Annotated in this window: 12 protein-coding genes; all 12 read left to right on the top strand. The window is 45.2% G+C overall.

The annotated features are described in order from the left end of the window. The first annotated feature begins 258 nt into the window (after positions 1-258). The 12 genes from HQQ94_RS07085 to HQQ94_RS07140 all read left to right on the top strand — a co-directional run bounded on the left by HQQ94_RS07085 (position 259) and on the right by HQQ94_RS07140 (position 17,618). Complete coding sequence (locus HQQ94_RS07085) at positions 259-921, top strand: histidine phosphatase family protein (RefSeq protein WP_173293753.1); 663 nt, start codon at positions 259-261, stop codon at positions 919-921. An 89-nt stretch (positions 922-1,010) separates the two neighbouring features. Beyond that, on the top strand, positions 1,011-1,826 hold the full coding sequence (locus HQQ94_RS07090) for an ABC transporter ATP-binding protein (protein WP_173293754.1): 816 nt from the start codon (positions 1,011-1,013) through the stop codon (positions 1,824-1,826). A gap of 13 nt (positions 1,827-1,839) precedes the next feature. Next, entirely contained in the window at positions 1,840-2,952 is a 1,113-nt protein-coding gene (locus HQQ94_RS07095; protein WP_173293755.1) for an iron ABC transporter permease, read from the top strand. Between the two features lie 97 nt (positions 2,953-3,049). Continuing rightward, positions 3,050-4,642, top strand: a complete 1,593-nt coding sequence (locus HQQ94_RS07100) for a cobyric acid synthase (RefSeq protein ID WP_173293756.1) — start codon at positions 3,050-3,052, stop codon at positions 4,640-4,642. A 55-nt stretch (positions 4,643-4,697) separates the two neighbouring features. After that, positions 4,698-5,327, top strand: coding sequence for a cob(I)yrinic acid a,c-diamide adenosyltransferase (gene cobO, locus HQQ94_RS07105; protein WP_173293757.1), 630 nt, complete (start codon positions 4,698-4,700; stop codon positions 5,325-5,327). 509 nt (positions 5,328-5,836) lie between these two features. Beyond that, the gene (locus HQQ94_RS07110) at positions 5,837-6,355 is read left to right on the top strand and encodes an Hcp family type VI secretion system effector (RefSeq protein ID WP_173293758.1); all 519 of its coding nucleotides are present in this window, start codon (positions 5,837-5,839) and stop codon (positions 6,353-6,355) included. A 107-nt stretch (positions 6,356-6,462) separates the two neighbouring features. After that, positions 6,463-8,649 carry a type VI secretion system Vgr family protein gene (locus tag HQQ94_RS07115; RefSeq protein WP_173293759.1) on the top strand — a complete coding sequence of 729 codons (2,187 nt, stop codon included), beginning with the start codon at positions 6,463-6,465 and terminating at the stop codon, positions 8,647-8,649. Next, the gene (locus HQQ94_RS07120) at positions 8,646-9,584 is read left to right on the top strand and encodes a DUF4123 domain-containing protein (protein ID WP_173293760.1); all 939 of its coding nucleotides are present in this window, start codon (positions 8,646-8,648) and stop codon (positions 9,582-9,584) included. Before HQQ94_RS07115 ends, HQQ94_RS07120 begins: the two co-directional genes overlap by 4 nt. Then, positions 9,581-12,889 (top strand): toxin VasX, encoded by a 3,309-nt coding sequence (locus tag HQQ94_RS07125; protein ID WP_173293761.1) that lies wholly within the window; start codon positions 9,581-9,583, stop codon positions 12,887-12,889. The genes HQQ94_RS07120 and HQQ94_RS07125 overlap by 4 nt, the downstream gene beginning before the upstream one ends. An 80-nt stretch (positions 12,890-12,969) precedes the next feature. After that, entirely contained in the window at positions 12,970-14,109 is a 1,140-nt protein-coding gene (locus HQQ94_RS07130; RefSeq protein ID WP_173293762.1) for a DUF6708 domain-containing protein, read from the top strand. A gap of 324 nt (positions 14,110-14,433) precedes the next feature. Beyond that, positions 14,434-16,896, top strand: coding sequence for a hypothetical protein (locus HQQ94_RS07135; RefSeq protein WP_173293763.1), 2,463 nt, complete (start codon positions 14,434-14,436; stop codon positions 16,894-16,896). Next, positions 16,893-17,618 (top strand): hypothetical protein, encoded by a 726-nt coding sequence (locus HQQ94_RS07140; protein ID WP_173293764.1) that lies wholly within the window; start codon positions 16,893-16,895, stop codon positions 17,616-17,618. Before HQQ94_RS07135 ends, HQQ94_RS07140 begins: the two co-directional genes overlap by 4 nt. Positions 17,619-17,708: the final 90 nt, after the last annotated feature.

Raw genomic sequence — 17,708 nt, forward strand, 5'->3', positions numbered from 1 at the left:
CACGACCATGAGTGTTTTTGGAATAACATTCTGTTTGGATGTTTATACGTATAGACGGCTATAGTAAACCAAGTCAATGCGATAGTCGAGTGACCTATTTTATTCTCAAGTGACCTTAAGAGGAGAATAAGTTTGAATAAACATTAACATCAAGTTGAATTTACTTTTAACAGTGTTAGCTTGTAGAGAGTGACAACATATGAGTTAACACGAAAACCAAATAGCCAACTGATGAAAGATCACTGATGAGGAGATAACATGGAAAATAATGACACTCATGATTGGAGTAATGGTGTTACCACGACTTTTTATTTGATGCTTAATGGCGAATGTGTCGGTGGAGAGATACTGCGGGGCCAGACAGATACAGCCTTGAGTCAACTTGGTATCGAACAGATGAAAAAGGCGATGACAGGGATTGATATTCAGTTCAATCAGCTGATTTGTTCTCCTCTGCGACGTTGCAGTGAATTTGCCTTAAAACTGTACCTTGAACAAGGGATCCCGTTGAAAATGGAAGAGGGGTTTAAGGAAATTGATTTTGGTGATTGGGATGGCGAAACTTTAGAGAGCCTGTATGAAGAGCATTCAGGTGTGCTTGACATGTATAGGAAAAACCCATGGGCATTTACGCCTCCCAATGGTGAGACAATGCAAGCGTTCGAGGCGAGAGTAAATCAAAGCTGGGAACATATATTGAGTCAATATAGCGGGCAATCTTTACTCGTATTGACCCATGCGGGGGTGATCCGGCATTTAATATCCAGTGCTCTTGGGGTTACTGGTGCAGTAGGTTTTTATACCCATCTTGCGCTCGCGTCTGCAAGTGTAGTGAAAATAACCGTTTGTACTGATGCTCAAGGTGTGCATTTTTCCACATTACATTGGGGTGTAAGTGATGATGTTGCTCATGTGCTGTAAGATCAATAAAAGACAATCGTTTGATCTAGTTGGCCTTGGGAGTTAAAAACGACATAATAGTGCCTCTTGAAGTCACGGGACAACGTAACATGCCAGATGCAATATCATCTAAGGCCGAGGTTTTACAGGTCGAAGGCTTAAGTTGGCGCGTTGAGGGGCGTGACATCTTATCCAATATCCATTTTTCGCTGAATCAGGGAGAAATGTTAGGCATTATTGGTCCAAATGGTGCGGGTAAATCTAGCCTATTACGCTGTTTATATCGTTATATTAAGCCTAATGTGGGCAACATGACCTTATTTGGTGATGATATCTCGGTTTTTTCGGCGAAAGAGTTTGCTAAGCAAGTTGCAGTAGTACTGCAAGACACTCCTCATCATTTTGATTTGACCACTATCCAACTGGTGGCCATTGGGTTAACCCCGCATAAGGGGCCCTTTGATATCACCAATGTTAATGACAAGGAAAGAGTCACTGACGCTTTGGCTAAAGTGGGTTTGAGCCATAAAGAAAATCAAGCATATGAGCATCTTTCTGGTGGTGAAAAACAGCGGGCACTTATTGCTAGGGCTATCGTCCAGCAACCTAAATTACTTATCTTAGATGAGCCGACCAATCATCTTGATATTCACTATCAAATACAGATCTTAGCATTACTGCGTAGCCTTAACATTTCTATCATCACCTCGATACACGATCTTAATCTTGCCAGTGCCATGTGTGATCAGCTATTGCTATTGGATGGCGGAATATGTGTTGCCCACGGGGCACCTCCTCAGGTGTTAACTGAGCAGAAGATAGCAGATGTATTTGGTGTGTGTTGTTCGATTACAGCTCACCCTCAACATGGAAATCCACAAATTAGTTATTTTTATGATTACGATGTTGAGGGGCAAATAGGATGATAAGGAGCCAAACATGATCAAGCTGAATATCAATCATGGCTGGGTGATCACTGCTTTATTGATCCTTTGCGTGGTCTCTATCATGTCTGCTGTTAGTTTTGGTGCTGCTAATCTGTCGTTTAGTGATGTGGTTAAGGTGGTACTGCATCATCACTTAGGTATTGGTGAGGTGTCAGCGATTGCTGAGCGGATCATTATTGAACTTAGGTTTCCACGGACGTTACTGGCTTTTATTGCTGGGGCAGGTTTATCCATTGCTGGTAGTGTATTGCAAACCGTGACGCGTAACCCGCTGGCGGATCCTTATCTGTTTGGTATTTCATCAGGGGCCTCCTTTGGGGCTGTGGTGGTGTTGACGCTGTTTGGTGCCAGTGGGCTGCTGGCCAGTTCAGAACTTTTGTCTGGCTCAGGACTGTTTTCAAGCTCAGGACTTTTTTCAGGCTCAGGACTGTTTTCAAGCTCAGGGCTGTTGGCACAGCTTGATTGGTTAACCTTGCCATTAGGGGCATTTATTGGTGCGGGTTTGTCGGTACTGATGGTATTGAGCTTGTGTGGTAGAAGCATGAATAGTCAAATTGAACGTATGTTACTTTCTGGTGTGGCTATTTCGTTTATGTTTGGTGCGTTAACCAGTCTGCTGCTGTATTTTTCGAGTCCACAAGCTGCGGTGTCTGTGTTGTTTTGGAGTTTAGGCAGTTTTGCTAAAGCCAGTTGGGAAAGCCTACTATTGCCTGCCATTGTGGTCAGCGGATCCATGGGGGTCATTTTGTTATATAAACGTCAGATCATGGCCATGCGAGCAGGAGATGAGACTGCGCATACATTGGGTGTTAATGTGGGGCGACTGCGATTACAAATGTTGCTGCTTTGTTCATTCATTACCGCCATCTTGGTGGCTAATTGTGGTGGGATCGGTTTTGTGGGCTTGATGATCCCTCATACAGTAAGAATGCTGTTTCCTGGTCGTTTTTCGTTACTGACGACGGCCTTGTTTGGTGGGGGATTTATGATCTGGGTCGACGTACTTGCCCGTACTTTACTGAGCCAACAAGAATTACCCATCGGGATCATAACAGCGGTTATCGGTAGTGTCTTTTTTCTACTCATTTTGGGTAATAAAAAATAGCCTGATTGTCAAACATTGCAGTGTTCACCGATGCAGTGGTGTCGATCACGACAGGAGCATCTTTTCTGATTGAAAGGATAATAATATAGAAGGTTTTATGCAGTATAAAAAAAACCATAAGTCTACGAATAAACATCAAGATAGTACACCAGCTCAGGTGCTCATGGTACAAGGAACGACCTCTGATGCAGGAAAAACCACGTTAGTTGCGGGATTATGTCGTCTATTTGCTCGACGGGGTGTCAAGGTTGCTCCCTTTAAACCGCAGAACATGGCGCTTAACAGTGCTGTAACCATAGAAGGGGGGGAAATAGGTCGGGCCCAAGCGTTACAAGCCATCGCTTGTGGGTTACCTTTGCAGACCGATTTTAACCCCATTTTACTTAAACCTAGCTCTGATACCGGTGCGCAAATTATTGTGCAAGGCAAAGCTTTAGATCAAATGGAAGCAAAGACTTTCTTTGGATTGCAAGGGGGAGGGGCTAACGAAAAAACAGGCTATCGCGTTAAAGCTATGTCTGCAGTCCTTGAGTCCTTTACTCGATTATCCGCCAGTTATGAGACGATATTTGTTGAGGGAGCTGGAAGCCCGGCTGAAATTAACCTACGTGAAGGTGATATTGCCAATATGGGGTTTGCTGAGGAAGTGGATTGTCCGGTTATCATTATTGCAGACATAGATAAAGGGGGAGTTTTTGCTCATTTAGTGGGCACCTTGGCCTTATTATCAGAGTCTGAGCAGGCAAGGGTTAAAGGTTTTGTGATCAACCGTTTTCGAGGTGACATATCTTTATTACAGCCGGGACTCGATTGGCTTGAAGCTTATACGAATAAGCCTGTACTTGGCGTATTACCTTACTTACATGATCTGCATTTGGACGCCGAAGATACCATTGTTCCACCATTAAAAGCAGCGTCAGAAGGTAAAGAACACCGTCATAAACTTAAGGTACTCGTGTTTATTTTTCCTCGCATGAGTAATCATACCGATTTCGACCCTTTACGCTTAAATCCTCAGATTGAATTTCATTACGTATCAATGCAGACACAGTCGCAGTCTACTAGCTTACAATTACCGGCAGCAGATTTGATCATCTTACCTGGCAGTAAAAATGTACGTGCAGATTTAGCATTCATGCGTCAGCAAGGCTGGGATATCGGCTTAGCGAAACATCTGCGTTATGGGGGGAAGGTGTTGGGGATTTGTGGCGGATTTCAGATGTTGGGCTTGCTGATTGACGATCCTACCGGAGTTGAAGGTGAAGCTGGAGAAACAGAAGGTCTAGGTTATCTTTCACTGGTAACTGAACTCAAGCCCAACAAGGTATTAAGGCAAGTGAGTGGCCAGCTGTCTTTGCTTGATGAGCAGGCTCAAGTTAAAGGGTATGAGATCCATTGTGGCATATCACGGATCCTCAATACTCAACAGCAACCGGTAACGTTGGAGGTTGATGATGAGCTGCTTAACGACGGTATACTCTCCAGCGATGGTCAGGTATTAGGGACCTATTTACATGGATTATTTGATTCTCCAGAGGCTTGTTCTTTACTGCTTAAATGGGCGGGACTTAATCAGGCAACAGCCGTTGATATTAATGGCATTCGTGAGGAACAGCTAAATCGATTTGCCGATCAATTAGCACAAAATTTAGATATTGCACAAATAGAGAGCATCTTAGCTCGGCGCTAAAATGATGGCTTGTTAAGCTTACTTTGAAATTATACCTAGAAAATACAGGAATATCATGACAGATAACCAAGAGATCCCAAGTCGATCAGAAGAACGTAAAGCTGAGCGTCACAAACAAAGACAACAGAAAGTGAAAGCGACGGTGGATGCAAAAATTGCCGCCGCCCAAGAAGAGAAAGGAATATTGTTGGTATTAACCGGTAACGGTAAAGGTAAGTCGACCTCTGGTTTTGGTACCGTAGCACGCTCAGTTGGCCACGGTAAAAAAGCCGCCGTAGTACAGTTTATCAAAGGAAACTGGGATTGCGGAGAGCGGACCTTACTCGAAGGTGCTGGCGTCGAGTTTCATGTGATGGGGACCGGATTTACCTGGGAAACCCAAGACAGAGATAAAGACACTCAGGCGGCGAAAACCGCTTGGGAAGCGGCCGAAAAATTATTACAAGATGAGCGCATTGATTGTGTCATGCTTGATGAACTCACCTACATGGTCAGTTATCATTATCTCGATGTTGAACGCGTTATAGAGGCGCTAAAAAATCGTCCCAAAATGCAGCATGTCATCGTCACAGGCAGAGCGTGTCATCGAGCGATCATCGAATTAGCCGATACTGTCAGCGAAGTGCTGCCGATTAAGCATGCGTTTGATCATGGGATCAAGGCTCAGCCCGGTTTCGATTACTGAATTTCTTCCTGCTAGTTTCTGTGGCGTTATTGTCTGCGCTTTCTCACCCAATTACATACTACTCGTATGCTCATGGGCTTACTCTTTATTGAAGTTTGGGCTTGACGGCTTAGCCACAAAAGCTAGCAGTTTGACATTACATTTCTTTGTTGTCGTTGAACCGATACATTGGGTTTAGCGACACGATTAACAGCTTTAAATGTGACCTGCCACATAGGCAGAAAAACCTTTTTTTATGGTTTTAAGAAGAGGTTTTTATTTATATCTCAAGTTTAATTTTTAACCAATTTAAAATCATGAGTACAATTATCAACCAAAAAGCTGGGCCATATATTGCCCGCTGGGCCAGATCTTGCTCAGCTCTGGGCCATATATGGCCCAGCCTATTTTTCTATTTTTATCATATCCTTTTAAATCAACGCCTTAGTTAGTTGGCATTATTCTTGCTGTATATTGGGCAGATCACGATAACGTGTATCGTTAATTAATTGTTAATAAAAGGAATTCCTATGCCAACACCATGTTATATCTCAATCAAAGGCGAAACTCAGGGCCATATCACAGCAGGTGCATTCACCGCTGATTCTGTCGGTGATATTTTTGTTGAAGGCCATGCAGATCAAATGATGGTTCAACAGTTTGATCACGTCGTTACTGTGCCAACCGATCCTCAGTCTGGTATGCCTTCAGGTCAGCGCGTTCATAAGCCATTTCAATTTACCGTTGCCTTGAACAAAGCTGTACCGTTAATGTATAACGCATTAGCAACAGGTGAAAAAATCACTGAAGTGGAACTTAAATGGTACCGTACATCCATTGAAGGTAAGCAAGAGCATTACTTTACCACTTCACTTGAAGGCGCCACGATTGTGGATATCGAATTCGGCATGCCTCATTGTCAAGATCCTACTCAAGCGGATTTCACTCAGTTGATCACTGTATCAATGGGCTACCGTAAAATTAATTGGGATCACGTTGTTTCTGGTACTTCAGGTGCTGATGACTGGCGTGCCCCGGTTGAAGCATAAGCATTTGAGCGCTTACGCTCAAAAAGTGCGTTAAGTACACCTTTTAAAGTGGGGGCACTCTTGGTGCTCCCACTTTTATTGAACCGATTTACACAAGGATATTCGCTATGGCGCAGTTAGGCTCAGGATTGCGGTTTCATTTTACAGCCCAAGGCTTAGATGACACTCGCTTTGGTGTACTGGATTTCAAGTTTGTTGAAAGCCTATCACAACCCTTTGAAGTTAAACTTAATTTATTAAGTCGCTTCGATGATTTAACCCCTGAAGCCATTGTTGACCAAGCAGGGTTAATGAGTTGGAGCAAAGGTGACAGCATTGAGCGTCACGTTCATGGTATTGTCAGTCAGTTCAGTAAAGGTGATACGGGTCATCATCATACGCAATATAGCATCACTTTAGTGCCGGCCTTGTCTCGACTGACGTTAAGGCAAAACAGCCGTATATTTCAGCAACAAAGTGTGTTGACCATCATATCAACCTTGCTGGTTGAAATGGGGATCAGCGATCATGCTTTTAGCTGCGATGCCAGATTTCAATCTGATGTACGCGAGTATTGCGTCCAATACCGAGAAACTGATTTTGACTTTATCAGCCGCTTAGCCGCCGAAGTTGGGCTGTTTTACTATTTTGAGCACACAGAAGGCAAGCACACGTTAGTGTTTTGTGACAGCACCACTAAATTGAGTGCACTCGCGACTCCTTTCCCTTACAACGCCCTCAGCGGTGGTATGGCCGAATTGCCCTTTGTCAGTTCATTTGCATATCAGCATCAAATAAAGCCAGCCATTGTGAGTTTAAAAGATCAAAGTTTTAAAAAACCGCAGTACAGTTTTTTGCAAAGTAGTACGGGTAAACAATTAGCATTTCAACAAGCAGATTACGAACACTTTGATTATCCTGGGCGTTACAAAAGTGATGCCACAGGTAAGCCTATTGCCCAAGTAAGACAAGAGTCCCTACGCCGAGAAGCGCAGATGAGTGTGGGTCACAGTAACATTATGCAGGCCATATCAGGCGCTAAGTTTACCTTGGCTGAGCACAGTGATGCGGCGCTTAACCGTGACTGGGTGTTAACCAAGGTCATCCATACGGGTGAGCAAGGCGCTGCCGCTGAAGAGGCAAACACGCAAAAGCCGACTCGCTACAGTAACGACTTTGAAGCCATTCCCGCCAGTAACCCCTGGCAGGCGGGCCCTTGCGTTAAACCGCTGGTGACGGGGCCACAAATGGCTACCGTGGTAGGCCCTGAAGGCGAAGAGATTTTCTGTGACGAGTTTGGTCGGGTCAAAGTGCAATTCCCTTGGGACCGCTATGGCGAAGGCGATGATAGCGCCAGTTGCTGGGTGCGGGTGAGTCAAGGTTGGGCTGGCGGTCAATATGGCATGATGGCGCTGCCGCGTATTGGTCATGAAGTGATAGTGAGCTTTTTAGAGGGCGACCCAGACCAACCGATTATTACGGGGCGAACTTTTCATAGCATCAATCAAGTGCCTTACGCGCTGCCTGAGCATAAAACTCGCACTGTGATTAAAACCCAAACCCATAAAGGCGAAGGCAGTAATGAGCTCAGGTTTGAAGATGAGCTCGATAAGCAAGAAATTTACCTGCACGCGCAAAAAGACATCAACACCTTAGTCGAAAACGACATGGCTGAGCACGTTAAGCGTGATAAGCACCTACTCGTAGATAACGAGGGTGTCAGCCAAATCAAGGGCAATGACCATCTTACGGTTGAAGGCGAGCGCCGTACTGCGGTTAAGCTCGATGTCAGTCTTGAGGTCGGCGGCAGTGTGCATCAAAAAGTCGGGAAAGCCTCAATATTAGAAGCTGGGATTGAAGTGTACATGGCATCTGGTCAAAAAGTGGTGATTGAAGCGGGCGCAGAAATCACCCTCAAGGCGGGGGGCAGCGTGCTTAAAATCGACCCTGCCGGCGTGCACTTAATCGGTGCTGCGATTAACCTCAACTCAGGCGGGAGCGCAGGCTCTGGCTCTGGTTATGGCGGTCAAGCGCCGATATTACCGCTTGCCGTTGCAGAGGCCATATTGGCTGAAGGTGAGCAAATACAGCTAGCCGAGGCAAGTTTAAGCAGCGACTATACCAGCACCGCCATTGGCGAGCGTCCGCCCATGCCAGTTATGGGGGGAGGAGAAGCGGCAGCGAGTCCAGCCACGACGAATTCAGCTGCTCAGACCATTGCCGCTGATAAACAAATCGCTGCGCTTAAAACAGATGATCCTATTTGTGAGGTCTGTGAACAAGACAAAAGCTCTGATGGCGGAGCTGCAACATGATCCACCCAGTACTCGATATATCGTCCTTGTCTAAGTTAACCAAGCAATACCTCTATTTGTTGCTCGATGGCAGTAAAATTGAACATGTAGAAAAAGAGCTATACCTACGTTTAGGCAACCCTCTTTATCAACCGATTTATTTGCTTAAACCTTATGATGTATTAAAAGAAGTCACCCCATGTTTAATTCAACTATCTTTGGCTAACCCTGCAGATAACGACTTGTTAGCTTGGTTCATTGATAATAAAGATAAAAGATGGGGTTACCTTTTTAGTAGTAAAGCGTCACTTGACATTCAGACTGAGAGATTGCGGCGACAAATCCAAATCATCACACCGTACGGCAGCAAAGCTTTATATAAGCTTGCCGATCCCGAAGCAGCTTGGCGTTTATTTTCAGCCAAAAGTGCTTTTTTATGGCAAGGAGTTGAGCAAGTGTGGATCCCGTCTACCATGGGATGGCACAGTCTTATTAATGACCATTATCCTCTGCCAGTGGATCCTTTACTCTGGCAGCTAACAGACACTCAATGGCATGTACTCGGTGAGGTCAGTTACCAAAACTGCCTGAATAACATCAGTAAGCATCTACACACATGGTTTCCAGATACATTAATTAAGCTAGCCCATCATCAACACGCACGGGATGTGCGTTATTGGGCTGATTTTGCAAGAGCGCAAGGGTTTACTCTCGAACAAGATCTTTTGTACTTTTTTAATGTATTAGCCTACTTAGGTGAAGATGTATTCGCCGATAAAGGCGAGCATTTACACCCTGAAATTTGGCCTCTAATCCATAATAAATCCTTGCAAACCCCTTCACAACGGATTGCCCATGCGGCTCAATTAGCCGCCGCTTCACTGCAAGATAAAAAGCCATATATTGATACGCAAGTGGCTCGTACCTCTACACATCAAGGAGTATTAGTCTCATGAGCAGTCCCAATGACGCCGCTAAAGCTGGTCGTAACAAAGAAGCCGATAATCCAGTTGCACCCTGCCCACTGATGAAAAAAGCAGTACAACTTATCCCATTACGCTATGGCTTGGTAGAACGTTTATCACCTACAGATATTAAATTACCTTATAAAACAGAGTCAAAACCTTTAGGGATTAGGTTATTGCGTGATGGCTGGTTATATATTGTGGTAGGTGATACTGCGGATGCCATTTTACATGAATACCGCATTGAAAACGGAATGATCACTCAACTTCTATGGAGTCAAAATGAAGTGAGTGCAGACATCCGAAACCAAAATGTCGGTGAAGCCAGTTTGATTTTTGAAAAAAAGGCATTGTTATTCGCGACCTACAGTGAGCTCCAGTGGACTGCGGCAAAGTGTGCACAAGTGATAAAAAGTCCAATTGAACGCAAACACTTTATGCAATCAGTGTCATTGTCAGGCGTAAATGCCGTTAAAGGTGCTAAAAATCTACTCACGCCAATTCAAGCGCAAACATGGTTAGCTGAAGCATCAGAGCAAGCGTCAACCGAAGTCCCTCCTCAAGGCGCATTTGATGATGAATTTACTGATTATGCTTGGGAGCATAAAGCCCTCTTTTCGGCGACGCTACTTGATACATTAAAAGGCACGGTTAACTGCGAACATGAAAATGATTATCTGTATTTAGTCTTAAACGATGACATCGGCGTGCTGCGAGATTTAGCCAGCCATCAAGATCTCGTTGTAGGTTGGATAAGCCAATGGGCAGAAAATAAAACAGTAAATCAGCAGTATGCTGAAGGCTGTTATATTGAAACCCAATTAGAGATGACGCCTGAAGATATAGACAACTCGCCATTGCTCACCAACAGTGCCTTTGAAAATGCGAAAACAGAGTTAACAGCCACGCACAAAGAGGCCATTGCCGATTGGATTGCACTAAAACAACAAGGCGATGATATTAATGAAGAAAAGCAATTTGCAAAACTAAAACAACTGCTTGGCCCTGAGTTGGCAGACAAGTATGAGCCGTTAATTTTAGATCTTGAACAAACTCATGATGAGTCACTTAATGGTGTACCTTGGTGGAAGGTGTTAGATGAAAATGTCGGCGCTCTTGGCATTAAAGATGTGATCACCCAAACAGCAATGGAAGCCTTTCTCACTCAGCAACGAGAGCACCTAGCAAGGTGGGATCAACGCTTAGACTTGATCACCCAAGATAGGATAAATTTTCTAGATAAATTTTATCAGTCTGCGTGGTATTTCGATCCTAATCAAAGTCAGCAAGTACTAGAAGCCTTATCAACAGAATATTCTTGCATTAAAGATATTTGCCGTACCGATAAAGCAACAGAGATGGTAACGGCATTATTTAATGATAAACCTTGGTTAATCTATCCTGCTTTTTACACCTTACCCTTGGCAAATAGTGCAGTACTGCAAGAACAAATATTAACTAAAATCAAAGAAATAAAAATCAGTATGGACGCCGAAGCGAGTGTCGCAGATGTCAATAATATCAGTGTACAGCTTAATGGTTTGGTGAGTAATGATTTGCACACCATGGGGTTAATTAATGGGGTCGATGAGGCCGTGACCCATTTTCATCAAATCAATCACACTGTATATTCCCCAGTGCATCAATTGGCCCTTGCTGGGGAAGCGCAAACCCTGTTTAATGGACTCAATCAAAGTCAGAATATTGATCCCAATAAAATATTGCGTAATTTACCTAATGCCACTTGGTTATCTGTATTGGCCGCCCACGAGAGTACAGGTACCCGTGTAGAATTTGCCACCAAGGATGAGGTTAAAGCCTTCAAAGCCGATAGTGCTGAAGCGTTACGTTTAAGGCAAAAGAACACTTCACTAAAAAATCTAAAGCGCGAGACTCGAAAACAGATACGCACCAAAGGGAAAACTCAGCAAAGGCTCAGCAGGATAGCGGAACTAGACAATGAGTTTCGCAGCAATCAAGCTCGTCTTGCGCAGCTTGAACCCGCATTAGCGAAAAACATGACCCCGCTTGGGGATGGGCCCAGCAGAGTGGGCTTTAAACTCACTGGCCTAAGTGCGCCGCAACTCAATGAGCTTAAATTACTGGCACAAGACCAGAGCAAAAAAGTCAATACCCGCCTATTTCCCCGTGATATGCTGGCCGGACTGTCGGTATTGATAGCCTTTTATCAATTGAACAATGCACGAACAGTGGTGTCCAGTTATTTTACGGAGGGCTCTAAAGTGAGTGTAGCAAACCTTGGTCAATCGCTCTCCAGTGCCCTAGGCGCCAGTTTTGGGGCCGCCCAAGCCTTGTATGCCGCCAGAGACATGGCAGCGCTAAAAGCATTTACCAGTGCCAGCCAACAATTAGCCTACGGTGCCAGCTTAGGTCGCATGACGGGCATCTTAGGGGCGTTTACTTACTTTTATAGTGGTATTTCTTCAATAATTAAGGCTTCCTCAGCTATTGTTGACTTGTTAAAAGGGTATCAGAGTGGTAATCAAGCATTGATATTAAAATCAGCCCTAAATTTAGGAGCCGAGAGCAGTTTGACCGCCATTAATGGAGTTGCATTGGCTAGAACAATGGTAATTGTGCAGAATGTGCTGAAATCGTCAGGTGAGCTTCGTGCGATAGCCTGGGCGGCTAACAGTGGCAAGCTACTGTCCATCGGCATCCGTGCTAACCTGCTTGGCATTGCGGTCAGCGCACTGCAGCTCGCGGGCACGGTTTGGTATAATCGTTCGCAGCTCAATGACTATTTACGCTGGGTGAAAACCAGCAGTTGGGGCATAGCACCAAGTGGCGACAGTTTAGCTCAAGGGGAGCTGGCACTGGCCCGTATCGTCGCCAAGCCGAGCATAGAGTTCAAAGTTGTCGATAAAGGCGCTGTGTTGGTGGTGTCCATGCCCGGGTGCACTGCGCGTGAGCTTAATCAAGCCGATATTAAACTCGCGGCTTACTGGCAAATTGACCTACGCACCAATACATGGGAGCCTTGGAGTCATGAGTTATCTGGCCAGTGGCGCTTACTTAGTGGCCTTGAACAGCCATTAACATTGGGCTTGCCCATCTACCCCAATGAGCAAAATGCCCAGCACAATATTGCCATTGAGCTGCATTATCGTCCATCGGTGCACAGTGATGATGTGGAGATTATTCGTTTTCAAACATCGCAACTAAACCAATCACAGCAATTAACGGCGGTGAAAATGTTTAAAACGGCCCAACTTAATGCGCCATTAGTGGCGTTAAATTATGACTCTCTCACGGGAGAAGCGCTGAATGAATAAGCCTCAAGCACAATGTTAGTCAGGTGATTGATACCCTCATTATTATCATTCACTATCGTAATAAATCGACAGGAGCTTATGTGAGTAACAAAAAAACCAACAATCAATCAAGCGACGGGCTCGATGTCAGCAATCATCCCCCCACCGCAGGTGAAACGCGCAGTATCCCCTTGGGCCAAGCGCTGTTTTTATCGCCGCTACCCCTGCCCACCACCCAGGGCGGGGGGCTGGATATTAATGGCAGTTTTTTAGCCGTCAATGAGGTTTATTTAGACATTGGTACGAGTAACCGCGATAAAGACTTTCAAGTACAGTTAGGCACTTCAGTGTTAAGTTCGTTTGCTTTATTTTGTTTATTTTTGACTTTGTTTGTTATTTATGCTGAAGGAGTAAGAGACGGTTATGCCCACAGTTATGCCGAATATACAGTGATGGTGTTGCAGGATGATGTGTACCCTGTTTTATTCGGAATTGGGATCGGCACCTTCCTCTTGTTGACCTCGACTATTTTGTATAGTACCTACCAAAAGTCCAGCCAGCGGCCAATCCGTTTTAACCGCCAACGGCGGGAGGTGTGTTATTTCCCTGATAGTAGCGACAGGGCGGTGATTTGTCCGTGGGAGTCGTTAATCACTTGGATTGCCAGCAGCAGCGGCACAACGGGCAGCAATATCATGACCACTTACACCTTTGGCATGGCCATAGAAGATAAGGAAAAGGATATGTATTGGTTTATTCGTCAACCCGTGATCAATGTGCTTAGCGCCCAAGCGCAGTGGGAGGCGATCCGAGACTTTATGGAACAAGGCCCGCAACATTGCCCCGCTCAAACTGAGCATACTGGCCGCCACACCTTTGATGAAAAGCGCACAGAATTACACCGTAAATTTAAACATGGGCCAAGATATTGGTTTAAATTTTCTCAGTTTGAATGGTCAATTTCTTATACTGGCGTTGCGTGGTTTTATATTTGGAATGTGTTGTGTTGGTGGAAATTCCCCTATTATGTTGCCGAATGGGATTTACAGTTTTCGATGAAAAAAATGCCAGCGAGTATTGAAGCTTGGTCATCAACACTTGCCGAAGACGAATGGGCTAAGCCGAGCGAGGAGTTACGGGTACAAACGGCCAAAATGGAAACTCATTTAGCCGCAGGCAAGGGATTTACAGATTTCTTTACTGAGACAAAGGCCCAGAATAAGAGCAAGAAAAGAGCTTAATGTATCGATTTAAACGTATCGCTATTTTGGGAGATGAAGAGAATATACAGAATACCAATTGTATTAAATATATGATCAATTCAGAGACGCTCAAACTTTTCAATTCAAGGCGCATTGATGAAAGAATGGTTGTTCCCTTGTGAATCAGTGCAAAGTAGAAGTGGAATGTTTGAGCGCCTCCCGGAGGGCGGGTTTCAAAGCCCTCCAGGCTACGTTAAATGATTTTGATATAGAATAACTATTAGCATCAATCATTCGCCTTGCCTTCAGGGCTTTGAATTCCCGCTGAATGAACAACTACTTAATACAATTGGTATAACACAAATGGCGGAGCTGGCTCGTCGTCTTGGTCGTGCAACCCTAGAATATGACGAACTGCCGCCATCATTACGCGACGATCCACTGCAAGTATTGGCATTTGAAAAAAAACTCACCGAGTATCTAGGCTGTCGTTATTTAGCCGATAATGCGCAGGCGGGATTAGAAAGTAATCCTGATATGAATAATAATGCCAAATTTCAAGAGGTACTAACGGCGCAGCAAGCAAGGGCGAATCAAAAACTAGCAGAGCTGCAAGATGAATATCGGTTCACCCCAAGCCAAGCGCAAACAGAGAAGTGGGTGACAAGTACGGTATTTAGTGATGAAGTCAACTGGACCGACATCGATACGTACCTCACTGAGCATTACACCCAACTTCAAGGTAAAGATGAGAAAATTAACGCCTTGTATGATGATTTTAGGGCGGCGTTTGACGCTCTGGGAACCGATCCTTTAGCCCTCGGCTTAGATAATCAAGATGAGCAGGGGCAAGCTTACTTACTGACATTAGTCAGTCAGTTTCTGAGCGTGATTAAACAAGTAGCGACCACAGAAGAACAAATTAAGGCACTGGATAAAAGCGTATCGCTGGATTCACCGAAAAACCTGTTTGCCTTGGCTTCTCTGGGGTTCTCAATGCAGAACTGGCAAGCGCTGAATGATGTCGTCGATAGCATAGATAGCAGTGTATTATCAAGCGCTAGCGCAGGAGATATGAGTGCCTTTTGGTCTCGATTGGCGGATTGGGATGGCCTTAGCGGCGATACTCGAATTCAAGAAAAAGCCTGGTTTAAGGCATTAATCGAGCCCGTTCAACTCAGTTTTATGGCGTTGCAAAAATCGGTCTTGGGCCAAGCGCAGCATAGCTGGCGGGCAACGATGGATTTGCTGTTTCCCAGTCAATGGCAAAAAAAGTCAACCAGCCTGAGTCTCGCCAGTAACTTAAAATTAGTGCTATTAGAGGCCATGATGACCGAAGAGGCCATTGTGATCCGCAACCCCGAATATAAGTCAGAGCTTAAGGTTTTTCATAGCAAACTCAATGTGTATCTGCAAGAGCTTGAGGACGTCACCAATGTTCGTCCGGGGCATGTGGCGCCTAAAAATCATCAAATCCAAACGGCCAAAGCGGCGCAGATTAATATTCAGCGGCTGTTGGCCAATGATTTACCCATGATGGTCATGCTAAAAAATGATGCCGTCAATAATACCACCAAACAAATCATCAACGAGCATGTCACCTCCCTGTGGCGTCAAACGAGTAGCGCTACCCAGACAGTCAGCAAGGCGATTGGCGGTTGGGGCGGCATTGTTGCGGTGCTCAACCTGTGGAATACCTCGGCGGTATTACAAGATATTGGTTTTAAAATGGAGCAAGCCTCAGGCAGCCACCCCGACATTAATCCGGCATTACGTGAGGCCATGTATGCCAGCAGTTACGCCGTGTCGGCCATCGCCGCCATCTTCAGAGACGGCGCCTGGAGCAAAATCATCAAAGATGAACAATTGTTGAAGATGAGTTTAAAAGAAGCCATTAAAGACAGTACAGTGACACAGGCGCAATTAGCCAGCAGCTTCGCCAAATACACGGCGGTGGTGTCTGTGTTTGGTTTAATCGCGTCGGGGTTAGAGGCGTGGGAAAGTTGGAATAAGTTTTCAGACCCGCAGAATGATTCAATGGAAAATATCGGCTATGGCCTAAAGGGAGGGGCAGCATTAGCGCAAGCTGGAGTTTTTGTTGTGCAAAGTGGTTTTACCGTGCTGAGCCGTTTTGCTCCTAACTTTATATCCGTTTCAACCGGTGCCGTACTCGCCCCTTGGATGATCAGCACCCTGATGGTGGCCGGCATTGTTTATTTGCTGGCGGTGGTGATTATCAATGTGTTTACACGCTCGGAGCTGGAAACCTGGTTAAAGCAATCGACCTGGGGTAATGACAGCCAAGGCTGGAGCCCATTGGAAGAAGTCTCTCAGTTAGAGCACATATTACATCGTCCCCAAATGCGCTTAGACAAGGTCTTATCGCGCGCCCCGAGTCAATGGATGGACACCGGCAGTACTCAGTGGCAGCTGAGCATCACCTTGCCGCCCTTTACCTTGGGGCGCAATATTGGCCTGCAAATAACCCGCATGCCAGCGAGTGCCACTTATATCTCGGGCGCCGCCCCAGCACCCAGTCCCCCAGTTTTACTCAATGAGCAACAAGGCAGCTGGCGCACCGACAAGGAAGATAATGCAATTTACAGCTTGACGCTGGGGGGCAGTGATACAGACACCGTGGTGGTGGCCATAAAAATGCCGTTTAATTGGGCATCGTCATCACAAGCGCTAACCGATGAGCAACAAAACCTGTATTATGTCGCTCATGGCAGTCAAGAGGGGGCACTCAACGTCAGTCCCCGCAGTCAGGGCAGCACCAAAGAACCCGCGACCCGCATTATCACAGTTGGAGGCAAGGTGTCATGATCACTGAGCAAGATATCCAAGCGTTAAAGCAGCAAGTTTACCAAGAGCCTGTGATTTATGAATGGGAATTTATCGGGGCAGGCGGCAAACACGCACCGTTAACTCGTTGGGTTCTTTCTATTCTGGCAGGATTTACTCTTCCCATTTTTTTATTTTGTGTAGAAGATGTGGGATATGGAGGAACATTCACATTACTTTCTGTAGGAGTTATAGGAATGCTAATGAGCCGCTACTTATTTATCCCTGACAACCATTACCAGTATAAATTAACCAAGTTGGGCATACATTATACTCAAGAGCAGGTCATCCCCGAGGTGGCTTACACCGTCATAAGGGGCATAGCCTGGGTCGGCATCTTAGTGTGTTTACTTGCCTTGATGGTGATAGGGCCGCTGGCATTTGTTGGCGCGGGGGCATTTGGCTTGATGGCATTTGGTATGACCAATTTTACATCTAAAGTTGATAAATTTAGTATTTTGTTCTACGAAGCTAACGTGCTGTTTAATACTAAGAATGATCTTATGTTGGATATCAGGCCCCAGAAAAAGTCTGGATTGGCATTTGTCGGAAAACTTTTATCGAGTTCCTTAGAGCAAAAACAAATATTGATCGAGCAACTCGTGCCCTTGCTTAGCGCGCTGGGTGAGCTTGAAGTGATTGAAATTAAGCGACACAATGACATATATAAACATCCAATGTACGACGAGAAACCGGCACAATAATATCTGCGCGCCTCTTCAGCTTTTCTAACAGTGAACAGCAGCTTGATTAAGTCAGTCAAGCGAGCCTAGACGGTGTGATCGTGCCCGCCG

This window comes from Shewanella sp. VB17, from assembly GCF_013248905.1.
GTDB lineage: Bacteria > Pseudomonadota > Gammaproteobacteria > Enterobacterales > Shewanellaceae > Shewanella.

Excerpts from the sequence above, each read along its gene's own strand:
- HQQ94_RS07115 (WP_173293759.1), top strand. The coding sequence starts at position 6,463 with ATGGCGCAGTTAGGCTCAGGATTGCGGTTTCATTTTACAGCCCAAGGC.
- HQQ94_RS07110 (WP_173293758.1), top strand. The coding sequence starts at position 5,837 with ATGCCAACACCATGTTATATCTCAATCAAAGGCGAAACTCAGGGCCAT.
- HQQ94_RS07120 (WP_173293760.1), top strand. The coding sequence starts at position 8,646 with ATGATCCACCCAGTACTCGATATATCGTCCTTGTCTAAGTTAACCAAG.
- HQQ94_RS07135 (WP_173293763.1), top strand. The coding sequence starts at position 14,434 with ATGGCGGAGCTGGCTCGTCGTCTTGGTCGTGCAACCCTAGAATATGAC.
- HQQ94_RS07140 (WP_173293764.1), top strand. The coding sequence starts at position 16,893 with ATGATCACTGAGCAAGATATCCAAGCGTTAAAGCAGCAAGTTTACCAA.
- HQQ94_RS07085 (WP_173293753.1), top strand. The coding sequence starts at position 259 with ATGGAAAATAATGACACTCATGATTGGAGTAATGGTGTTACCACGACT.
- HQQ94_RS07095 (WP_173293755.1), top strand. The coding sequence starts at position 1,840 with ATGATCAAGCTGAATATCAATCATGGCTGGGTGATCACTGCTTTATTG.
- HQQ94_RS07125 (WP_173293761.1), top strand. The coding sequence starts at position 9,581 with ATGAGCAGTCCCAATGACGCCGCTAAAGCTGGTCGTAACAAAGAAGCC.
- cobO (WP_173293757.1), top strand. The coding sequence starts at position 4,698 with ATGACAGATAACCAAGAGATCCCAAGTCGATCAGAAGAACGTAAAGCT.
- HQQ94_RS07100 (WP_173293756.1), top strand. The coding sequence starts at position 3,050 with ATGCAGTATAAAAAAAACCATAAGTCTACGAATAAACATCAAGATAGT.
- HQQ94_RS07090 (WP_173293754.1), top strand. The coding sequence starts at position 1,011 with ATGCCAGATGCAATATCATCTAAGGCCGAGGTTTTACAGGTCGAAGGC.